At 72.3% G+C, this 19798-nt stretch carries 19 protein-coding genes; 12 read left to right on the top strand and 7 right to left on the bottom strand.

What is annotated here, in order from left to right; translation table 11 throughout:
* The first annotated feature begins 5 nt into the window (after positions 1–5).
* From rimO to AB0E90_RS29875, 7 genes are all read left to right on the top strand, one after another.
* A complete protein-coding gene (gene rimO, locus AB0E90_RS29905) occupies positions 6–1475 on the top strand; it encodes a 30S ribosomal protein S12 methylthiotransferase RimO (RefSeq protein WP_360413019.1) in 1470 nt (489 codons plus the stop codon).
* The gene (gene pgsA / locus AB0E90_RS29900; RefSeq protein ID WP_360413016.1) at positions 1468–2040 is read left to right on the top strand and encodes a CDP-diacylglycerol--glycerol-3-phosphate 3-phosphatidyltransferase; all 573 of its coding nucleotides are present in this window, start codon (positions 1468–1470) and stop codon (positions 2038–2040) included. Before rimO ends, pgsA begins: the two co-directional genes overlap by 8 nt.
* Positions 2041–2050: 10 nt before the next feature.
* The gene (locus AB0E90_RS29895) at positions 2051–2542 is read left to right on the top strand and encodes a CinA family protein (RefSeq protein WP_360413013.1); all 492 of its coding nucleotides are present in this window, start codon (positions 2051–2053) and stop codon (positions 2540–2542) included.
* A gap of 156 nt (positions 2543–2698) precedes the next feature.
* Complete coding sequence (locus AB0E90_RS29890; RefSeq protein WP_360413010.1) at positions 2699–3076, top strand: helix-turn-helix transcriptional regulator; 378 nt, start codon at positions 2699–2701, stop codon at positions 3074–3076.
* A gap of 227 nt (positions 3077–3303) precedes the next feature.
* Positions 3304–4158, top strand: coding sequence for a PspA/IM30 family protein (locus tag AB0E90_RS29885; protein WP_360413008.1), 855 nt, complete (start codon positions 3304–3306; stop codon positions 4156–4158).
* 28 nt (positions 4159–4186) lie between these two features.
* Positions 4187–4951: a hypothetical protein gene (locus AB0E90_RS29880; RefSeq protein WP_360413005.1), complete on the top strand. Its 765-nt coding sequence runs from the start codon at positions 4187–4189 to the stop codon at positions 4949–4951.
* A 49-nt stretch (positions 4952–5000) separates the two neighbouring features.
* Entirely contained in the window at positions 5001–6440 is a 1440-nt protein-coding gene (locus tag AB0E90_RS29875) for a LamG domain-containing protein (RefSeq protein ID WP_360413002.1), read from the top strand.
* Here AB0E90_RS29875 and AB0E90_RS29870 read toward each other — a convergent pair.
* Together AB0E90_RS29870 and AB0E90_RS29865 are read right to left on the bottom strand one after the other, a co-directional pair.
* Positions 6437–7225, bottom strand: coding sequence for a DNA-formamidopyrimidine glycosylase family protein (locus AB0E90_RS29870; protein ID WP_360412999.1), 789 nt, complete (start codon positions 7223–7225; stop codon positions 6437–6439). The two genes, AB0E90_RS29875 and AB0E90_RS29870, sit on opposite strands and share 4 nt — an antisense overlap.
* Positions 7226–7230: 5 nt before the next feature.
* The gene (locus AB0E90_RS29865) at positions 7231–8016 is read right to left on the bottom strand and encodes an SAM-dependent chlorinase/fluorinase (RefSeq protein WP_360412996.1); all 786 of its coding nucleotides are present in this window, start codon (positions 8014–8016) and stop codon (positions 7231–7233) included.
* A gap of 62 nt (positions 8017–8078) precedes the next feature.
* Here AB0E90_RS29865 and AB0E90_RS29860 point away from each other — a divergent pair, with 62 nt between their 5' ends.
* Entirely contained in the window at positions 8079–8993 is a 915-nt protein-coding gene (locus AB0E90_RS29860) for an LLM class F420-dependent oxidoreductase (RefSeq protein ID WP_360412993.1), read from the top strand.
* A gap of 10 nt (positions 8994–9003) precedes the next feature.
* Here AB0E90_RS29860 and AB0E90_RS29855 read toward each other — a convergent pair whose 3' ends face one another.
* Genes AB0E90_RS29855 through AB0E90_RS29845 form a run of 3 tightly spaced genes read right to left on the bottom strand, consistent with a single transcriptional unit; the run spans position 9004 to position 10310 of the window.
* Positions 9004–9537, bottom strand: a complete 534-nt coding sequence (locus AB0E90_RS29855) for a GNAT family N-acetyltransferase (protein ID WP_360412990.1) — start codon at positions 9535–9537, stop codon at positions 9004–9006.
* Positions 9538–9546: 9 nt separating this feature from the next.
* Positions 9547–9993: an SRPBCC domain-containing protein gene (locus AB0E90_RS29850; RefSeq protein WP_360412988.1), complete on the bottom strand. Its 447-nt coding sequence runs from the start codon at positions 9991–9993 to the stop codon at positions 9547–9549.
* A complete protein-coding gene (locus AB0E90_RS29845) occupies positions 9990–10310 on the bottom strand; it encodes a metalloregulator ArsR/SmtB family transcription factor (RefSeq protein ID WP_360412985.1) in 321 nt (106 codons plus the stop codon). The genes AB0E90_RS29850 and AB0E90_RS29845 overlap by 4 nt, the downstream gene beginning before the upstream one ends.
* A gap of 76 nt (positions 10311–10386) precedes the next feature.
* Here AB0E90_RS29845 and AB0E90_RS29840 point away from each other — a divergent pair, with 76 nt between their 5' ends.
* Positions 10387–10896: a hypothetical protein gene (locus tag AB0E90_RS29840; protein WP_360412983.1), complete on the top strand. Its 510-nt coding sequence runs from the start codon at positions 10387–10389 to the stop codon at positions 10894–10896.
* Positions 10897–10992: 96 nt separating this feature from the next.
* On the opposite strand, the gene AB0E90_RS29835 is transcribed toward AB0E90_RS29840, so the two are convergent.
* Positions 10993–11505: a GNAT family N-acetyltransferase gene (locus tag AB0E90_RS29835; RefSeq protein ID WP_360412980.1), complete on the bottom strand. Its 513-nt coding sequence runs from the start codon at positions 11503–11505 to the stop codon at positions 10993–10995.
* A gap of 26 nt (positions 11506–11531) precedes the next feature.
* Positions 11532–16055: an ATP-dependent helicase gene (locus tag AB0E90_RS29830; RefSeq protein ID WP_360413370.1), complete on the bottom strand. Its 4524-nt coding sequence runs from the start codon at positions 16053–16055 to the stop codon at positions 11532–11534.
* A gap of 235 nt (positions 16056–16290) precedes the next feature.
* On the opposite strand from AB0E90_RS29830, the gene AB0E90_RS29825 reads away from it, so the two are divergent.
* The 3 genes from AB0E90_RS29825 (at position 16291) to AB0E90_RS29815 (ending at position 19787) form a co-directional block, all read left to right on the top strand.
* Positions 16291–17100, top strand: coding sequence for a DUF4397 domain-containing protein (locus tag AB0E90_RS29825; RefSeq protein ID WP_360412977.1), 810 nt, complete (start codon positions 16291–16293; stop codon positions 17098–17100).
* 17 nt (positions 17101–17117) lie between these two features.
* Positions 17118–18092, top strand: coding sequence for a class F sortase (locus tag AB0E90_RS29820; protein WP_360412974.1), 975 nt, complete (start codon positions 17118–17120; stop codon positions 18090–18092).
* A 63-nt stretch (positions 18093–18155) separates the two neighbouring features.
* Entirely contained in the window at positions 18156–19787 is a 1632-nt protein-coding gene (locus tag AB0E90_RS29815; protein WP_360412971.1) for a serine/threonine-protein kinase, read from the top strand.
* The last annotated feature ends 11 nt before the right edge of the window (positions 19788–19798 follow it).

Below are 19798 nucleotides of genomic sequence, written 5' to 3'. Positions count from 1 at the left end.
CGCAGATGACCGGTAACCTTGGCGGAGTGTCAGTGACTCCCACCCCCCGCCGCGTAGCCCTGCTCACCCTCGGTTGTGCCCGTAACGAGGTCGATTCCGAGGAGCTGGCGGCCCGCCTGGATGCCGGTGGCTGGGAAGTCAGCACCGATGCCTCCGGGGCCGATGTGGTCCTGGTCAACACGTGTGGCTTCGTCGAGAAGGCGAAACAGGACTCGATCGAGACCCTGCTGGCCGCCGCCGACACCGGCGCCAAGGTGGTCGCGGCCGGCTGCATGGCCGAGCGCTATGGCAAAGAGCTCGCCGACAGCCTGCCCGAGGCGCAGGCGGTGCTCGGCTTCGACGACTACGCCGACATCGCCTCCCGGCTCGACGGGGTGCTGGCCGGTGAGCGCTTCGACGCGCACACCCCGCGGGACCGCCGCGAGCTGCTGCCGATCACTCCGGTGCAGCGCCAGGCGGCCAAGGTGGTCATCCCGGGGCACGCCACGGTCGACGAGCACACCCCGGCCCACCTGCGGAAGGTTCTGCGCCGCCGGCTCGAGTCCGGCCCGGTGGCCTCGCTCAAGCTGGCCAGCGGGTGCGACCGGCGCTGCTCGTTCTGCGCCATCCCGGCCTTCCGCGGCGCCTTCGTCTCCCGCGACCCGCAGGAGCTGCTCGCCGAGGCCGAGTGGCTGGCCGGCACGGGCGTGCGCGAGCTGGTGCTGGTCAGCGAGAACAGCACGTCGTACGGGAAAGACCTGGGTGACCCCCGGCTGCTCGAGAAGCTGCTGCCCCAGCTGGCCGCGGTCGACGGCATCGTCCGGGTGCGGGCGAGTTACCTGCAGCCCGCCGAGACCCGGCCGGGCCTGGTCGAGGTGATCGCCACCACTCCCGGCGTGGCCGCCTATTACGACCTGTCCTTCCAGCACTCGAGCGAGCCGGTGCTGCGCCGGATGCGCCGGTTCGGCTCCACCGAGCGCTTCCTCGATCTGCTCGACTCGGCCCGCGCGCTGGCGCCGGCCGCCGGGGCCCGCAGCAACTTCATCGTCGGCTTCCCCGGCGAGACCAAGCAGGACGTCGACGAGCTGGTCCGCTTCCTCAGCGAGGCCCGGCTCGACGCGATCGGCGTCTTCGACTACAGCGACGAGGACGGCACCGAGGCGGCCGGGCTGACCGGCAAGGTCCGGGAAGACACCATCAAGCGGCGGTACGACCGGGTCGTGTCGCTGGCCGACGAGCTGTGCACGCAGCGCGCCGAGGAGCGGCTCGGCGCCCTGGTCGAGGTGCTGGTCGACTCCGTGGCCGGCGGCGAGGTCGAGGGCCGCGCCGAGCACCAGGCGCCGGAGGTCGACGGCTCGACGTCCCTGGTCGGGTCCTTCTCCGGACTGCAGCCGGGTGACCTGGTGCGGGCCCGGGTGACCGGCACCGAGGGGGTCGACCTGATCGCGGAGCCGGTCGAGATGATCGACGCGGCCCCGGTGCCGAAACGTGGCTGACGAGCCGGTTCCGGTTGCGGTTTCGCCGTACAACGCGGCGAACATCCTCACCGTTCTGCGGATCGTCATGGTTCCGATCTTCGTGGCGATCGTGGCCGCCACCTCGCTGACCGGCACCGGGTCACGGATCGCCGCCTGCCTGGTGTTCTGCGTCGCCTCGGCGACCGATTACGTCGACGGCTGGATCGCCCGGCGCTGGTCGATGGTCACCTCGTTCGGCAAGATCGCCGATCCGATCGCGGACAAGGCGCTGACCGGCAGCGCGCTGATCCTGTTCTCCATCTACGACCGGCTGCCGTGGTGGGTCACCGTGGCCATCCTGGTTCGTGAATGGGGTGTGACGCTGATGCGCCTGTGGGTCATTCGATACGGCGTGATCGCCGCGAGCCGGGGCGGAAAGCTGAAGACCGTCCTGCAGATCGCCGCGATCGCGTGGTACCTGTGGCCGGTGCCGGAACCGTTCGACGTGGTCGGGCCGTGGCTGATGGGCGCCGCGCTGGTGGTGACCGTGGTGACCGGCGGCGACTACGTCGTCCAGGCCGTGCGCCTGCGCCGCGGTAACTAGAATCTTTCCCGTGGAGACAAGTCTGGCCGCCGCCGACGTGGTGCACCGGCTCGTCGACCGCCGGGAGACGCTGGCCACGGCCGAGTCGCTGACCGGCGGCCTGGTGGCCTCGACCATGGTGCAGATCCCCGGCGTGAGCGCGGTCTTCCGGGGCGGTCTGGTGGTTTACGCGACCGAGCTCAAGGCCCGGCTGGCCGGTGTGCCGGCGGCGCTGCTGGCCGAACGTGGCCCGGTCGACCCGGACGTCGCGAAGGCGCTGGCCGTCGGCGCCCGTGAGCGTTGCGGCGCCGATTGGGGCATCGCCACCACCGGCGTGGCCGGCCCCGACCCGCAGGACGGGAAGCCGGTGGGCCTGGTCTACGTGGCCGTCGCCGACCGGCACGGCGCTGACGTGCGCGAATTGAAACTCGACGGAAACCGCGAGGTCATCCGCACCGAAAGTGTGACGGCTGTGCTGAGTCTGCTCTCAGAGAAACTGCAAGCGGCGTCCTCTGCCGTCTGAGCTGGGAATGTTCCAGTGATCATGGTGGTTGGAACGATCGCCCGGTCGGCGGGAGTTCCGGAATTCGGCGGGGCGGGATGTCGGCGTCGCCGGCAACGGGTACGGTTGCGGGAAGCCTCCGGCATGTGCCGGCGGCCCGCCGCAGGAGGAGGTGCCATGGTCCTGCTACGCCGGGTTATCGGCGACGCACTTCGGGCGCGCCGACAGGGACAGCACCGCACGCTGCGCGAGGTCTCCACCGCCGCGAATGTCAGCTTGGGTTACCTGTCCGAGATCGAGCGCGGACAGAAGGAAGCGTCCAGCGAACTTCTTGCCGCGATCTGTGAGGCGCTCGGCGCCCGCTTGTCCGAGCTTCTGGGTGAGGTCAGCGACACGCTGCTGCTCGCCGAGGAGATGGACGGCGTGCTGGTGCCGATCGAGGAGAAGCCGGCAGCAGTCAAGCCGGAGGTTTCTGTTTCCGTGCGCCACGATTCGCCGCTCAAAGCGACGCTGCACGCCACCCGCAAGCCCCGCGAAGTGGTGTACGCCGCTTAGACCACAAATAAGTCATGGGTCGGCCCGCTTACAGGCGGACCGGCCCTTTTCCATAGCCCCTCCGGGATCGACCCTGAGGTGCGGCACGGCGTAACCTCGGAGCGTGGGGGAGACCCTGAAATCCCCCCGAGGTCACGTGACGCCGGTGGCGCCGAGCTGACACGATGGATTGCACGCGCCATCCAGGTGGCGCCGAAGACTGAGCGACATTGAGGGGATACCGCGAGATGGCGAACCCGTTCGTCAAGGGCTGGCGTTACATGATGGCGCTCTTCGGCGCGAAGATCGATGAATACGCCGACCCGAAGGTCCAGATCCAGCAGGCCATCGAGGATGCGCAACGGCAGCACCAGGCGCTCGTTCAGCAGGCGGCGGCGGTCATCGGCAACCAGCGGCAGCTGGAGATGAAGCTGTCCCGCCAGATGTCCGAGGTCGAGAAGCTGCAGGGCATGGCCCGCCAGGCGCTCGTCCTCGCCGACAAGGCCCGCGCCGACGGCAACGAGTCCGAGGCGCAGAAATACGAGTCGACCGCGACGACGCTGGCCACCCAGCTGGTCTCCGGCGAGCAGTCGATGGAGGACCTGAAGACCCTCCACGACCAGGCTCTCGGTGCGGCCGGCCAGGCGCGCAAGGCGGTGGAGAACAACGCGATGGTGCTCCAGCAGCGCATCGCCGAGCGCTCCCGCCTGCTCAGCCAGCTCGAGCAGGCCAAGATGCAGGAGACCGTGGCCAAGTCGCTCGAGTCGATGTCGTCGCTCGCCGCGCCCGGCAACACGCCGTCGCTCGACGAGGTCCGCGACAAGATCGAGCAGCGCTACGCGAACGCCATGGGTCGCGCCGAGCTGGCGTCCAACTCGGTCGAGGGCCGCATGCTCGAGGTGCAGAAGTCGAGCCTCGACCTGGCCGGCTCGTCCCGGCTCGAGCAGATCCGGGCCAGCATGGCCGGCGAGAAGCTCGGCGCGTCGCCGGCCCAGCCCGCCGTCGAGCAGGCCCCGGCCGGCGACCCGGCGAGCGTCGCCCGGCTCGACGAGATCCGCGCCAGCATGAACCAGAAGCGCGGCGACACCACCGCGGCCGGCTGATCTCTTGTAACGAACGGGGAGGACGACGGTGGACGAGCGGACCAGGTATTTCCGCCGGCTCCGGCGGCTGCGCAATTCGGCGCGGCGCTGGAGCGTCATGGGTGGGGGCCTGGTCGCGGCCACCGCCGTCCTCACGCCCTATTCGGGGATCGGCATCGCCGACGCGATCTGGGCCGGCGCGGCCGGCTCGTCGGTCGCCCTGGCCTGGTGGCGGTGGAGCGATCACCGCGCGCTGGCGGCGCTGCCCGCCCCGCCTGCACCCGACCCGGCCCTGGCCGGCCAGCGACTGACCGCCGCGATCGAGCGGTTCCCGGCCGGCCGCACGATGATCAACGAGATGCGCCGGCAGAAGAACCGCTACGCGCTGCGCGGCACCGCGGTCGCCCTGGCCTGGGACAGGCTGGACCGCGCGTCGGCCACCCTGACCGCCCTCGCCGGCCGGCTCAGCGGCCCCGGCGAGGCCGCCGTCCTCGAGGCCGCGGTGGCCGAGCAGTGGCTGCGTGACCTGGGCCAGCGGGTGGCGACCGTCGAGCGGGCCCTTCCGCTTGCCCCGCCCGACAAGAAGTCCGCACTCGAGCAGTCGCACGCCGGCCTGGCCGACCAGTTCACCGACGGCGTCGACGCCTACGAGCGGCTGGTCGCCGCAGCGGCGAGCTACGTCGCCGAGGACGGCCACCCGTTCACCGAGGGCCGCCATCCGGCGCTCAACGGCCTGGTCGACGCGACCGACCGGATGCGCGGCCTCGCCGAGGGCCTGGCCGAGCTGAAGCGCCCCCCGGCGGCCTCTGTCTAGTGGCACACTCCCCGGTCGACGCATCGATCGACAGACCCGGGGGAAAATCGTGCGCCTCACTCGACGACGCCTGCTCGGCAGCGCCGCGGCGGCCGGCGCCGGCGCCTTGACCGCCGGCACTGCCGTTACCAGCGCTTCGGCAGCGCAGCCGCTCGACCGGCCCTTCACCGCCCTGAGCGCTCCGCACCTGATCGAGGCCGAGCAACTGGTGCAATACCAGCGCCTTCTTGCGGCCGGCCACCTCTCCGCGGGCCTCGCCGGGCTCTGGTCGCTCGGCGGCGACGGCGCTGACCGTTCCGGCGGCGGTCATCCGGCCACCCTGGGCCCCGGCACGAGCTGGACCCGGTGGCGGGCCGGCGGCGAGCTCAGCCTGGACGGCACCGGCTACGCGACCACCGCCGCGGTCCTCGACACCACGGTGCCGTTCACGGTGTCGGCCTGGGTGCGCCTGGCGGCACTGTCCACCATGTCCACCGCGGTCAGCCAGGATTCGCCGACCACGAGCCGGTTCCTCCTGCAGTACGACCCTGCCCTCGGCTGGGCCTTCAAGGTGCGCAGCGCCGACGAGAGCCAGAAGAGGAGCGCGGTCGCCACCACCGCGGCCGCGCCGGGCATCTGGGCGCATCTCGCCGGGGTCAGCGACGGCACCAAGATCTACCTGTACGTCAACGGCGTGCTCGAGGGAACCGACGACTCGCTGCCCGCCTGGGCCGCCACTCGTAACCTGCAGATCGGGCAGGCGACGTGGCAGGGCGCGGCGGTCAACCGGTGGACCGGGTCGATCGCCGACGTGCGCGCCTACGGCCGGGCGCTCACCGCCGCCGAGATCGCGTTGATCTCGGGCGCGACCGCCCGGTACAACAACTTCTACCTGCGTGGCGGCACCGCCCAGGTGTCGTGGGGGACCCCGGGTGAGCCGACCAGCTGGCTGTCCCGGGCCCGGTGCTCGTCGTTCGTGTCGGCGTTGCTCAAGCACACCTACCCGGCCTGGGCCACCGACACCTACTTCGCGACGCACTTCGCCGACTCCTCACCGGAGGCGGCCGACTATCGTCTCGGTTTCGCCGGCGACCCCGGCCCGCACCTGCGCCGCATCGACCGCGTCGCCGACCTGCTGCCCGGCGACCTGATCGCGATCACCTACGACAACGACCCGGACAACACCGGCCACATCGTGCTGGTCCGCGAGGTCAAGGGCATCTTCACCGGCAACATGAACTTCACCGGCGAGACGCAGTACGCCGTGGAGGTCCTCGACTGCACGTCGGACCCGCACGGCGTCTACGACACCGGCTTCTATGCCGACTACCCGGACACCCGGATGGTCGCCGCGGAGGGCAACTTCACCGGCGTGGGCATCGGGCACATGATGTTCTACGCCTCGACCGCGACCGGCCTGTTCTCCCGCTACCGCTGGAGCGTCAACAGCGGATCGGCGTACACGCACACCGTCGCGACCCGCCCGATCGCGGCCGCCCGCGTCGTCTAGGGGCGCGGCTGGCAGCGCGGGCACCAGTAGGTGACGCGCTCGTCCTGGTCGGCCTTACGGATGGCCGTGCCACAGCGGCGGCACGGCTGGGCGCGACGACCGTACACATAGCTGGTCTCGCCGCGCCGCAGCGAGCCGGTGGTGGTCTGGGTCCAGCGGCCCCGGTTCGAGGCGACCAGCTTCTGGGCCAGCTCGACCGCGCTGCGCAGATCGTTCACCTGGGCGACCGGCGTCCACGGCCACAGGCCGCGCAGGAACATCGTCTCGGCCTTGTAGAGGTTGCCGACGCCGGCCAGGTTGCGCTGGTCGAGCAGGGCCTCGGCGATGCTCGCGTCCGGCTGCGCGGCGATCCGGCGGACCGCCTCGGCCGGGTCCCAGTCGTCGCCGAGCAGGTCCGGCCCGAGGTGGCCGACCAGCGTGTCCTCCTCGGCGGTCGGCAGCAGCGCGACCTCGTGCAGGTGGTAGCCGACCGCGACCGAGCGGGCGGAGCGCAGCACCACCCGGATCAGGTGCGCGGGGCGAGCGGTCCACCGGTCACCCGGCGCGTACGCCCGCCAGGCGCCGTCCATCCGCAGATGCGAGTGGAGAGTCAGGGGAGTCTCCGAGCCGCGGGTGAGGCGCAGCAGCAGGTGCTTGCCGCGGCTCGCCGACTCGGCCACCGTCCAGCCGGCGACGTCGGTCGTGGCCAGCTGCGGCACCCGGAAGTCGGAGCCGGTCAGGACGTCTCCGGCCAGGGCCTTCTCCAGCACCCTGGCCGTGTTCCAGACGGTGTCACCCTCAGGCATTTCAGTTAGCGCTGGGCGATCTTGACGAGGTCGCCGGGCTGGACGGACAGCACGACGACCGCCCGGCCGTTGTTGACGGCGATCGCGACGTGGCCGGCCGAATCCTCGAAGACCAGCAGGTCGCCCCGGTCGACCTCGGCGAACGTGCTGCCGCGCCGGGCCCGGACGGTGCCGACCAGCAGCTCGGTGCCGAGCCCGGCCAGCACCTCGCCGCCCGCGGCCAGCTGCACGTTGCCGAACCGGTCGACGGTGATGACCTCGGACTCGATCCAGCCGTCGCCGACCGTCACCACCGGGTCGGGCAGGCGCACCAGGGTGGCCGGGTCGACGCGCGGGCCGGCGTCGGACGGCGGGGAGCCGAGCGCCAGGTGGGCGGCGGCCGGCGCGAACACGTCGCGGCCGTGGAAGGTGCGCGAGACGTCGCCGAGCGTCCAGTCCTTGTTGGCCAACTCGTACGCCGTCTCGACGCCACCGAGCGCCTCGGCCGCCCAGATCAGCACCCCGTTGTCCGGCCCGACCAGCAGACCCTTCGGCGTGCCGAGCACCAGACCGCGCCGGGCCGTGCCGACGCCCGGGTCCACCACCGCGACGTGCACCGCCGGCGGGAGGTAGGGCGCTGTCTGGGCGAGCACGGTGGCGCCGCGCGACACGTCGGCCGGCGGCACGTGATGGGTCACGTCGATGACCTGTATGCCGGGCGCGATGCGCGCGATCGTCCCGTGGCACGCCGCGACGAAACCGTCGAACGTCCCGTAGTCGGTGGTGAGGCTGATCCATCCATATCCGGCCATGGTGGCCAACGTTACTGCCCACACACTCTTCGTGTGCGACCAACCCATGGCAGTTTGGACCCATGCGTCTTGTGATCTTCACCGAACCCCAGCAGGGGGCCTCCCACAACGACCTGCTCCGGGTCGCCCAGACCGCGGAAGCGGCCGGCTTCGACGGATTCTTCCGCTCCGACCACTACCTCGCCATGGGCGGTTCCGGCGAGCCCGGACCGACCGACGCCTGGGTGACGCTGGGTGCGCTGGCCGTGCAGACGTCCCGCATCCGGCTCGGCACGCTGGTCACCTCGGCCACGTTCCGGCAGCCCGGGCCGCTGGCCATCGCGGTGGCGCAGGTCGACGAGATGAGCGGCGGCCGGATCGAATTCGGTCTGGGTGGCGGCTGGTTCGAGCGCGAGCACACCGCGTACGGCATCCCGTTCCCGACGGTCGGCGAGCGGTTCGACCGCCTCGAGGAGCAACTCGAGATCATCACCGGCCTGTGGGCGACGCCGTCGGGCTCGTCGTACCACTTCGACGGCAAGCACTACCAGCTGATCGACTCGCCGGCGCTGCCGAAGCCGGTGCAGTCGCCGCGGCCGCCGGTGATCATCGGCGGGCACGGCAAGAAGCGCACGCCGGCCCTCGCGGCCCGTTTCGCGGACGAGTTCAACGTCCCGTTCTCCAAGATCGAGGACATCGCGCCGATCTACGAGCGGGTGCGGCAGGCCTCGGCCGCGATCGGCCGTGCCGATCTGCCGGCCTTCTCGGCCGCCGCGGTGCTCTGCGTCGGACGCGACGACGCTGAGGTCCGGCGCCGTGCCGCGGCCATCGGCCGCGAGGTCGAGGAGATGCGTGAGAACGGCGGCGTGGTGGGCACGCTCGCCGAGGCCAGAGCAACCATTCAGCGGTACGCCGAGGCCGGCGCGACCCGCCTCTTCCTGCAGGTCCTGGACCTGTCCGACCTGGACCACGTGGAGCTGGCCGCCCAACTGGCGTGACCGACCCCCGTCACCAGACGTCGCCGTCGCGCCAATCACAGGTCAGCGTGCCGGTGAGATGCAGGTCGGCGCCGCCGGGGACGACGCGCACGAACGTGCCGTCGTCGTCCTCGGCGGTGCGCCGCGGGCCGGTGGGCGAGAGCGTGAACGTGTGGCCCTGCCAGGGCAGCCAGCCCCGGCGCAGGTAGAGGCCCCGGCCCGACGCCGACGCGGCGAGCGCGCCCAGGTCGTAGCCGTGGTCGACGATGCGCTCGGCCTCGGCCATGACGGCCGCCGCGAAGCCCTGCCCACGCCACCGTGGGTGCACGGCGACCGCTTCCACGTAGCCGCACCGCCAGGCCCGCTCCGCGTGCAGGAAGCTCCGCTGCACGACCGCCGCGTGCGCGACGACTTCGTCCCGCTCGACCGCCACCACGTGCAGTCCGCCGAGGCAGTGGTCCCAGTCCGCGTCGCCGAAGTTCCCGGCGAACGCGAGGTCGAGCATCTGCCGGACCACGGCCCGCTCGGCGGCGGTCAGGTCGGCGGTGGGAAGGGTACGCAGCACGCCGTGAATCTACTGTTTGACGACCACGGCCAGCTTGTGGAGCACGTCCTCCCAGCCGGCGCCGAACTGCGCGGCCACCTGCGGCATCGCCGCGGCCAGCTCGTCCAGCCGTTCGTGCGTCAACCGCAGCAGGGTGCCACCGTCGGCGGTGTCCTCCAGGGTGACCGTGAGGGTCGAGTCGAACATCTGACCGCGGTCCGGCCCGGTCATCCCCCAGCGCCACACGATGCGCCGGTCGGGCACCAGCTCGAGGATCTCGGCGTCGAAGCCGCCGATCGGCCGGCCGTCCTCCTCCTGCCAGATCTGAAAGCGCCCGCCGACCCGTTCGTCGACCTCGGCGCGAGTGCACTCGCTGTCACCCGGCGCGAGCCAGCGTCGCAGGATCTCCGGGGTGAGCCAGGCGCGATAGACGGAATGCGCCGGCGCGGACAGGGTGATCTCACGGCTTACGTTCACGGTTTCTCCTCCTCGAGGACGTCGCGAAGCGCGTCCAGTCGGGTGTCCCAGAACTCTTCGTAGAACCGGAGCCAGGCGGTGGCGCCGGAGAGCGGCCGGGCATTCAGCCGGCAGACATGCCGGCGACCCGCGACCGTACGGTCGACCAGCCCCGCGTGCTCGAGGACCTTGACGTGCTTGGACGCCGCGGCCAGCGACATGTGCAGCGGCTCGGCCAGCTCGCCCACCGTCAGCTCGCTCGCCGCCAGCCGGCGCAGCATGCTCCGGCGCGCCTCGTGGGCCAGCGCGTGGAACACGTCGTCCAAATCCTCAACCATGTGGTTGAACATAGCCCGCCCGCGGTCCTTGTTCAACCATTTGGTTGAGTTTTCTCGTGGCCTATTCTTCGAGGTTGTGGGGCTCTACATCGCGCGGGACCGGGACACCACGAGCATCTCCCGGACCAAGCCGCGCATTCCCGGGCGGCAGGTGCGGCGACGGTGGAGCGCTCTGGTCGAGACCCGGGTTCCCACCCATCCGGCGCAGACCGACCGCTCGGTGCCGATGGTCGTGGCGATCGGGTTGCCGCCGGTGCTGGTCGCGCTGATCGGCATCCATTTCCTGTCGCTCGAGCTCGGCATCGCGCTGGGAGCCTTCCTGCTGCTCGCGCTGTCGTCGCTGGTCCCGGCCCTGGCCCGCCGCCGATCGGGCCGGGCACGGCGCGACTGGGCCGAGGGTGCGCGCACGCTGACCGCGGCGCCCGAGCGGACGGCCATGGGCCGTGCCGTCGCCACCGCCGACCGGATCAGCGAGACCTGGCCGGCGCTCGGCGCCCGACGCCGCGGCCGACCTGGCCGAGCACACCCGGCTGGTGCTGGCCCCCAGCGCGAGCTGACCGCCCTCCATCCGGACCACCCGGCCTGATGCGCCGGTCGGGCAGAACGGACGCGGCGGATCGCCGCCGGTCAGCCGGCCTGATGCGCCGGTCGGGCAGAACGGACGCGGCGGATCGCCGCCGCGTCAGCCGGCCTGATCGCCTGGCTGGTCGGCGGCGAAGCGGGCCAGGTGGACCATCACCGGGCGCAGGCCCCGCCGTTCGTAGAGGCGGATGGCGGCGTCATTTCCGGTCAGGGCGGCGATGAACAGATCGTTGATGCCCTCGGCGGCCAACTCGGCGTCGACGCGATCGAGCAGGAGCGTGCCGATGCCCTGCCCGCGTGCGGCCGGGGACACCGAGATCGTCTCCAGCTCGGCCATCCGGTCGCCGGTGACCCACGTGTCGTCCGGCCCGGCATGGACGTGCACCAGCGCGTAGCCCACCAGGTCGCGCTCCCGCTCGGCGAGCAGGATGAACGAGCCGGGCGAGGCCATCCACTCCACGTAGGCGCGGCGACGGGCCGCCCACGACCGGTCGTTCGGCTGATAGACCGCGGGCGGCGCCACCGACTGATGGTGCTCGTGCAGGGCCAGCCACAACGGCTCGAGCCGATCGACGACCTCGATGCCGACCCTGCTGATCTCGACGTCTGCCATGGCCACCACTCTTCCGTGCGGGGAGCTCAAGCGCGCAGGCGCAGGCCGCGCGGGGTCGGGCGGAAGCCGGCCGTGGTCAGGGCCTCGCTCAGCGCCGTGCCGTGGACGGCCTCGCCGTCGGCTCGCTCGACCGACATGACGCCCAGGGCGCCGGAACGGACCGCGTCGGCCAGGGCGCGGCCGGCCGCGATGAGCGAATCCGGGTCGTCGGTGAAGGACAGCAGGGTGCGGCCGCCCCGTTCCACGTAGAGGACCAGGTCGCCGCCGACCAGCACGACCAGGGCGCCGGCCTTGCGACCGGGGCGGTGGCCGGCCTTCGTGGTGGATTCGCCGTCGGCGGTGTCGATGACGCGGTCGGGCCAGGGCAGGGCCGCGCCGTAGGGGTTGGCCGGGTCGGTCGTGGCCAGCACCACGGCGGTGGTGGTGCGGCGCGGGGCCTCGTCGGGGTCGGCCAGCGCGCGCAGCCGGTCGACCGCGCCGGGCACCGCGAACTGGGCCGCCCCGAGGCCCTCGACGAAGTAACCCCGGCGGGCGGCGCCGCGCTCCTCCAGCGCGCCCAGCACCGGGTAGACGGCGGCGAAACCGCCGGTCACGCCCTCGGCCATCACCGCGCCGCGAGTGACCACGCCGTGGCGTTCGAGCAGCAGGTCGGCCAGGGCCGCGGCGCGGCGGGTCGGGTCGAGGTCGCGGTCGGGCAGCCGGGACCAGCGGCCGGCCATGTTGGGCGGGCCGCCGCGGGCGGGCATCGTGGGCCGGCCGGGCCGGCGGTAGCGCGCGCGGGCCGGGGCGGCCTTGGCCCGGTGGGCGCCGCTGCCGCCGAGCAGGGCGCGCAGCGGGGCCAGGGTGTCGTTGGTGAGGTGACCGGCCCACACCAGGTCCCAGACCGCCGAGGCCAGCTCGGTGTCGTCGGTGGCGCCCAGCCGGTCGGACAGCGAACGGAAGAACAGCGCCTGCCCGTCGCCGAGCGCGTCGAGGATGCGGTCGTGCAGCGGGGTGCGGGCCAGCTCCTCGTCGGCCGGCGGCAGCAGCAGTGGAGCGCTGTCCGCCCAGGCCAGGGTGACCCACCCGTCGTTGGCGCCGATCGAGCCGGAGCCGGCCCAGAGCACGTCGCCACCCGCGCACAGCTCGTCGAGCTGCGGTGCGGCGTAGTCGGTGACCCGGGCGGGCAGCACCAGCCGTTCCCACGCCGAGGCCGGCACCGCGATGCCCTGCAACTGCTCGAGCGAGGCGGCGAGGGCGTCGAGGCCGCGGGCGTTGCCGCCGATCTGGTGCCAGCGCGGCAGGAACGTGGCCAGCACCCGCGGCGGCACCGGCTCGATCTCGCGGCGCAGCGCGGCGAGCGAGCGCCGCCGCAGCATGCGTAGCACCTCGGAGTCGCACCACTCGGTGCCGGCGCCGCCGGGAGTGAACTCGCCCGAGCCGACCCGCCCGGTCGCGCTGAGCCGTTTGAGGGCCTGCTCCACCACGAACACGCCGAGCCCGAACCGGGCCGCGCAGGTCGCCGCCGCGAACGGGCCGTGCGTGCGGGCATAGCGGGCGACCAGGTCGCCCAGCGGGTCGGCGACCGGTTCGAGGTAGGCCTCGGGCAGGCCGACCGGCAGGGCCACGCCGAGCGCGTCGCGATAGCGGCCGGCGTCGTCGATGCCGATCCAGCGTTCCTCGCCGGCGACCCGGATGCGGATCGCCCGGCGGGACTCCTCGAGCGAAGCCGGCCACGCCTCCTCGACGCCGCGCAGCGCCAGCTCGGTGGGGGACAGGTCGCCCAGCAGGCGCAGCAGCTCGGCAACGTCTTCCGCGTCGCGCGGCTGCCGCCGCTCGGTGAGCCACTGCAGCTGGGCCTCGGTCTCGCCGACGACCGCCGGGTCGAGCAGCTCGCGTAGGTCGACCCGGCCGAGCAGCTCGCCCAGCAGCGTCGAGTCGAGGGCGAGGGCGGCGGCCCGGCGCTCGGCCAGCGGCGCGTCACCCTCGTAGAGGAACGCCCCGACATAGCCGAACAGCAGAGATCGGGCGAACGGCGACGGCCGCGGAGTCTCCACCTCGATCAGCCGCACCTTGCGGCCGGCCAGCTCGCGCATCAGCCCGGTGAGGCCGGGCACGTCGAAGACGTCCTGCAGGCACTCGCGGGCCGCCTCGAGGGTGACCGGGAAGTCGGCGAACTCGCGGGCCACGTCGAGCAACTGGGCCGAGCGCTGTCGTTGCTGCCAGAGCGGCTGGCGGCGGCGCGGGTCGCGGCGGGGCAGCAGCAGCGAGCGGGCCGCGCACTCCCGGAATCGGGACGCGAACAGCGCCGACGTGCCGACCGACTCCTCCACCAGCTGGACGATCTCGTCCGGGTCGAAGGCCACCAGGTCGGCGCCGGGTGGCTCTTCCGCGGTGTCCGGCAGACGCACCACGATGCCGTCGTCGGACGGCATGACCTGGCCGTCCACCCCGTAACGCTCGGACAGCCGGCGGGCGATCGCGAGGGACCACGGCGCGTTGACCCGGGCGCCGAGGACACAGTGCACGGTCATCCGCCAGTCGCCCAGCTCGTCGCGGAACCGCTCGACCAGCACCGTGCGGTCGTCGGGCAGATGGCGGGTGGCCTCGCGCTGCTCGCGCAGATAGGCCACCAGGTTGTCGGCGGCCCACTCGTCCAGGCCGGCCGCGCGCAGTTGTTCCAGAGCACGAGAGTCGCCGGCCTTGGTCAGCGACCGCAGCTGCGCGCCGATGGCCCGGCCGAGCTCGATCGGGCGGCCGAGCGAGTCGCCCTTCCAGAACGGCATGCGGGCCGGTGCTCCCGGCGCCGGGGAGACCAGCACCCGGTCGGGCGTGATGTCCTCGATCCGCCACGAGGTGGAGCCGAGCAGGAAGACGTCGCCGACGCGGGATTCGTAGACCATCTCCTCGTCGAGCTCGCCGACCCGGGACGCGCGCTCGGCGCCGGCCAGGAAGACGCCGAACATGCCCCGGTCGGGGATGGTGCCGCCGCTGGTGACGGCCAGCCGCTGGGCGCCGGGGCGGCCGGTGAGCTGGTCGGTCGCCCTATCCCACACCAGGCGCGGGCGCAGCTCGGCGAACGCGGTCGACGGGTAGCGCCCGGCTAGCATGTCGAGCACCGCGTGCAGCGCCGAGTCGGGCAGCTCGGCGAAGGGGGCGGACCGCCGGACCAGCGCGGCCAGCTCGTCGACCTGCCACGCGTCGAGTGCCACCATCGCGACGATCTGCTGGGCCAGCACGTCGAGCGGATTGCGGAGGTAACGCATCTCCTCGATGGCGCCCTCGGTCATCCGGGACGCCACCACCGCGCAGGACACCAGGTCGCCGCGGTGCTTCGGGAAGACCACACCCCGGGACACCGCGCCCACCTGGTGGCCGGCCCGGCCGACCCGCTGCAGGCCGGCGGCGACCGAGGGCGGGGCCTCGATCTGCACGACCAGGTCGACCGCGCCCATGTCGATGCCGAGCTCGAGACTGGAGGTGGCGACCACGGCCGGCAGCCGGCCCGACTTGAGCGCTTCCTCGATCTGCTTGCGCTCTTCGCGGGAGACGCTGCCGTGGTGGGCGCGGGCAACCACCGGCGGCGCGCCACCGGCCTGGCCGGACTGGGCCATGATCTGGGCGGCCGGGGGCGCCGGGGGCGGAGCTCCCTCCAGCCTTTCCAGCGCCAGCTCGTTGATGCGGGCACACAGGCGCTCGGCCCCGCGCCGTGAGTTGGTGAAGACGATCGTCGACCGGTGCGCCTGGATCAGGTCGAGCACCCGCTCCTCGACCGCGGGCCAGATCGACGGCGTGTGCCGGCTGCCGTCCGGGTCGTCGAGCCCGACATCCGGGACCTCGTCGAGGCGGGTCATGTCTTCGACCGGGACCTCGACCGACACCTCGATGGTCTTGGTGCTCGGCGGCTGGACGATCGCCACATCCTGCGAGCCGCCGAGGAAGCGGGCGGTCTCGTCGATCGGGCGGACCGTCGCGGACAGGCCGATGCGCTGCGCCGGCCGGCCGAGCAGCCCGTCGAGCCGCTCGAGCGAGAGAGCCAGGTGGGCGCCGCGCTTGGTGGCCGCGACCGCGTGCACCTCGTCGATGATCACCGTCTCGACGCCGCGCAGCGAGTCGCGCGCGGCCGAGGTGAGCAGCAGATAGAGCGACTCGGGAGTGGTGATCAGAATGTCCGGTGGGGTGCGGGCGAACAGGCGGCGCTCGTCGGCCGGGGTGTCGCCGGTGCGCATGCCGACGGTGATGTCGGGCGGCGGGATGCCGAGCCGGCCGGAGGCCTGCCGGATGCCGGTGAGCGGGGCCCGCAGATTGCGCTCGACATCGACCGCGAGCGCCTTGAGCGGGCTCACGTAGAGCACCCGGCACCGGCGTTTCGGATCTTCCGGAACCGGCTCGTGGGCCAGCCGGTCGAGCGACCAGAGGAACGCGGCGAGCGTCTTGCCGGAACCGGTCGGCGCCACCACCAGCGCGTTTCGGCCGGCGCCGATCGCCTCCCACGCGCCGGCCTGGGCGGCGGTGGGCGCGGCGAAGGCGGCGGTGAACCACTCCCGGGTGGCCACGCCGAAATGCGCCATCGCTTCTTGCACGGGACCATCCTCTCTCGGGGGTACGACAAAAACTGAGCTGGAACGACGACCTTCAATCGGACGGGTGGGCACAGACGGACACCCGACGGCCCATGGTGCTTGTCCGTGACGAAGGCATATACAAAACGCGTCATGCGACGAACCGCCGAATAGAGGCCCCCAACCGACAGGAGGCACCGTGTTCATCCCCGCATCACACCGACGGCGCCTGGGCAGTGTCGCCATGGCATTCGCCCTGGTCACCCTGTTTGTGTCAGCAGCGTCACCGGCCCGCGCGGCGGGCGACGGCTATGTCCGCCTAGCCCATCTCTCGCCGGACACCCCGGCCGTCGACGTCTATCTCCGATCCGCCACCGACGCGATCAAGCCGCAGACCTTCAGGGGCGTCGCCTACGGCGCCATGTCGGCCTACCTTCGCCTGCCGGCCGGCAACTACCAGGTCGCCATGCGCAAGGCGGGCGCGGCCGCCAGCACGAAACCGGTGCTCACCACGGATGTCGACGTCGCGACCGGCGGCGCCTACACGGTCGCCGGCGTCGGCCGCTTCGCCGACCTGGGGCTGCGCGTCCTCAACGACGACCTCAAGCTGCCCGACCCGGGCAAGGCCAAGGTCCGGGTGATCCAGGCGTCGGTCAAGGCGCCGGTGCTCGACGTGGCCGGCCAGACCGGCAGCAAGATCGCCGACCAGGTCCAGTTCGCCACCACCACCGCCTATCGCGAGGTCAACCCGGGCAAGTGGAGCGTCCAGGTGGTGCCGACCGGCGGCGGGAAGACCAGCGTGCTGCCCTGCACGCTCGGCGCCGGCAGCGTCTATTCGCTGATCGTGCTGGACGACAAGGCCGGCGGCCTCAAGCCGGAGCTGCACGTCGACGCGGAACGGCAGGGCACGGTCCCGCTCGGCGGCGTCGCCACCGGCGACGGCGGCAGCCAGTCCGGCTCCCGGATACCGATGGCCCTGCTGCTCGCGGGGCTCGCCGCGATCCTCAGCGGGGGGCTGGTCATCGTGCTGCGACGCCGGCTCCGCGTCGTCTGACGAGCGGGGGAGACGCGGTGACGGTCGAGGAACGCGACGGCGAGATGCCGACCGAGCTCGCCCGGGGAGTCGTCTACCTCGACTCCCCGGGAGATCACCCGGCCCGGGGCGTGGCAATGGTGCCCGGCGCCCTCTCGGTGCCGCGCCGCCGGGTGATCTGGCCGCCGATGGGGCCGCCCCGGGTGCTGTTCGAACGGGCGGCGCCACCGTCGGTCCTGGATCCACCGCCGATCCGCCGGCCGGCCCCCGGTGACGACGACGGAGAACGAGTCGGCGAAACCGCCATGCCCGGCGCGAAAGTCGGAAATCCCGTACGGAAGAAAGGAAGTTTGCGGCGTCTCGGACGTCGCGCCGCGTTGCCGGCCGCAACCGCCGCCCTGGCCGCGTTCGTCGTCGGCACGACCTACATCGCGCTGACCGGCCGGGCCCAGGCAACCGATCCTGATCTTGGTCGATGGGCCGCGTCGGCGCCTGTCAATGAGCCTGCGGTGGTGCAGGGGGCGGGCAATGCGGGCCGGCCGCCGGAAGATCCGTTCGGCGGCGTCACCGTGCTCGCGCAGGGGGTGCCGACCCGGGTGCGGGTCGCGGCGGTCGGGCTGGACTCGTCGCTGGAGACGCTGCATGTCGCGAACGGCGTGCTGCAGGCGCCGAAGCGCTTCGATCGGGCCGGGTGGTACGCGGACGGCACGGCGCCGGGCGACATCGGACCGGCGGTCATCGCGGGGCACGTCGATTCGAAGGCCGGGCCGGCGATTTTCTACCGGCTGCGGGAGCTCACCGCCGGTGACAAGATCGAGGTGGTACGCGGCGGCCAGGTCCAGCGGTTCGTGGTCACCCGCACAGCGTGGTACCCGAAAAAGGCATTTCCCACTTCAGAGGTGTACGGTCCGACGCCCGACCGGCAACTCCGCCTGATCACCTGCGGCGGGGTGTTCGATCACAAGCTGCGGTCCTACAAGGACAACCTCGTGGTCTACGCGGTGGCCGGGTGATCGTCGTTCCGCTGGCGCGGGCAGCCTGCTTATTCTGAGCACGACACGACGGGTGGGGGCGAGATGGCGGTCGGACGCATGCTCATCGCCGGTCGATATCGCCTGCTCGAACCGGTCGGCTCCGGCGGCATGGGACGAGTCTGGCTGGCGCGCGACGAGATGCTGGACCGCGACGTCGCGGTCAAGGAGTTCGTCCCGCCCGACTGGATGACCGATGACGAACAGGCCCGGCTGCGCGACCGCACCCTGCGCGAGGCCCGCAGCGCCGGCCGGCTCAACCATCCTCACGTGGTCCGGATCTACGACGTCGTGCACGCCGAGGACCTGCCCTGGATCGTCATGGAGTACGTCCCGTCCCGCTCCCTCCACCAGGTGATCCAGGAGGACGGGCCGTATTCTCCGGTGGCCGGCGCGCGGATCGGGCTGGCCGTGCTCGACGCGTTGAGCGCGGCCCACCGGGCCGGCGTGCTGCACCGCGACGTGAAGCCGCACAATGTCTTGATCGGCACCGACGGGCGAGTGGTGCTGACCGATTTCGGCCTGGCCACGTTCGTGGACGACGGGGCGGTCACCGGGCCGGGGCTGGTGGTCGGATCACCGCAGTACGTGTCGCCGGAACGCGCCCGCGACGGTGCGTCCACCGTGGAATCCGACATGTGGTCACTCGGCGCGACGCTCTATGCGGCGATCGAGGGGCGGTCGCCCTACCAGCGGTCGACGGCCATGGCGACGCTGATGGCGCTGGCCACCGAGCCGCCGGATCCGCCGGAACGGGCCGGCCCGGTGGCGCCGGTCCTGCTGGGCTTGTTGCGGCATGATCCGGCGGCGCGGCTGACCGCGAGCGAGGTGGAGCGCCGGCTGCGGATGGTCGTGGCGGCGGCGCCGGGTGCCGGGGGAGTGCCGTCCCCGCGCCGGCCGCGCGGCGTTGCGGTGACGTCCTCGCCGCCGGCGCCGCCGGCGCCGCCGGTTTCGCCGTCGGAATCGGTTTCGCCGCCGGAGAAGGCGCGGCCCCGGTCGATGCTGATGGCGGCCGGGCTGGTGCTCGTGGCGCTGCTCGGGATCGGGGCGATCGTGGCCAGCTTCCTGGTCCAGCGCACCGATGTTCCGGGCGCCTCGCCCTCCGGATCGGCCTCGCCGTCCCTGGTCGTGGCCGGGTTCTCGCCGTCGCTCTGCTCCTCGGCCCCGGCAACCGTTGCCGCCGTCCGGATGCCGCAGAAGAACGCCGCTCGCGGGGTCAGCGGCTGGGATCTGCTGTCCGGCTGGTCCTATTTCTCGGACGGCTCCGGCTTCCATCTGGCCGTGCCGGACGGATGGACGTTCCGGAAATTCGGCAGCCTGTACTGCTTCCGCGAGCCGGGCGGGCAGCGGGTGCTGAGCCTCGACACCGGGCGCAATCCGTCGGCCGACCCGGTGTCCGCCTGCCGCACCGAGGCGAGCCGCCTGGTCGGCGCGGGCGCGCTGCCCGGCTACGCGGAGATCTCCATCGAGGCCAAGCCGCTGCTCAACAAGGCGGCCGACTGGGAATACCGGTTCGCGGCCGACGACGGCACGAAACTGCACGCGCGCACGCGCTGGTTCGCGAGCAGCGGCAAGGGGTACGCGCTGAGCTGGGCCACCCAGGAGATCGACTGGACCGGCGACCTAGCAAAGATCAACATGCTCGTGAGCACGTTCTATGCGGATCGGCCCAGCTGACTTCTTCACAG

The sequence above is a fragment of the Actinoplanes sp. NPDC026619 genome, assembly GCF_040638295.1.
Taxonomy (GTDB): Bacteria; Actinomycetota; Actinomycetes; order Mycobacteriales; family Micromonosporaceae; genus Actinoplanes.
The sequence above is the reverse complement of the archived record's forward strand: the minus strand, read 5'-3'. Positions and strand labels throughout refer to the sequence as shown.

What these genes read in the sequence shown, in the direction of transcription:
- AB0E90_RS29890 (WP_360413010.1), top strand. Translation starts at nt 2,699, where the DNA reads ATGGTCCTGCTACGCCGGGTTATCGGCGACGCACTTCGGGCGCGCCGA.
- rimO (WP_360413019.1), top strand. Translation starts at nt 6, where the DNA reads ATGACCGGTAACCTTGGCGGAGTGTCAGTGACTCCCACCCCCCGCCGC.
- AB0E90_RS29835 (WP_360412980.1), bottom strand. Translation starts at nt 11,505, where the DNA reads ATGGCAGACGTCGAGATCAGCAGGGTCGGCATCGAGGTCGTCGATCGG.
- AB0E90_RS29885 (WP_360413008.1), top strand. Translation starts at nt 3,304, where the DNA reads ATGGCGAACCCGTTCGTCAAGGGCTGGCGTTACATGATGGCGCTCTTC.
- AB0E90_RS29825 (WP_360412977.1), top strand. Translation starts at nt 16,291, where the DNA reads ATGGCATTCGCCCTGGTCACCCTGTTTGTGTCAGCAGCGTCACCGGCC.
- AB0E90_RS29860 (WP_360412993.1), top strand. Translation starts at nt 8,079, where the DNA reads ATGCGTCTTGTGATCTTCACCGAACCCCAGCAGGGGGCCTCCCACAAC.
- AB0E90_RS29845 (WP_360412985.1), bottom strand. Translation starts at nt 10,310, where the DNA reads ATGGTTGAGGATTTGGACGACGTGTTCCACGCGCTGGCCCACGAGGCG.
- AB0E90_RS29815 (WP_360412971.1), top strand. Translation starts at nt 18,156, where the DNA reads ATGGCGGTCGGACGCATGCTCATCGCCGGTCGATATCGCCTGCTCGAA.
- AB0E90_RS29870 (WP_360412999.1), bottom strand. Translation starts at nt 7,225, where the DNA reads ATGCCTGAGGGTGACACCGTCTGGAACACGGCCAGGGTGCTGGAGAAG.
- AB0E90_RS29830 (WP_360413370.1), bottom strand. Translation starts at nt 16,055, where the DNA reads ATGGCGCATTTCGGCGTGGCCACCCGGGAGTGGTTCACCGCCGCCTTC.
- AB0E90_RS29865 (WP_360412996.1), bottom strand. Translation starts at nt 8,016, where the DNA reads ATGGCCGGATATGGATGGATCAGCCTCACCACCGACTACGGGACGTTC.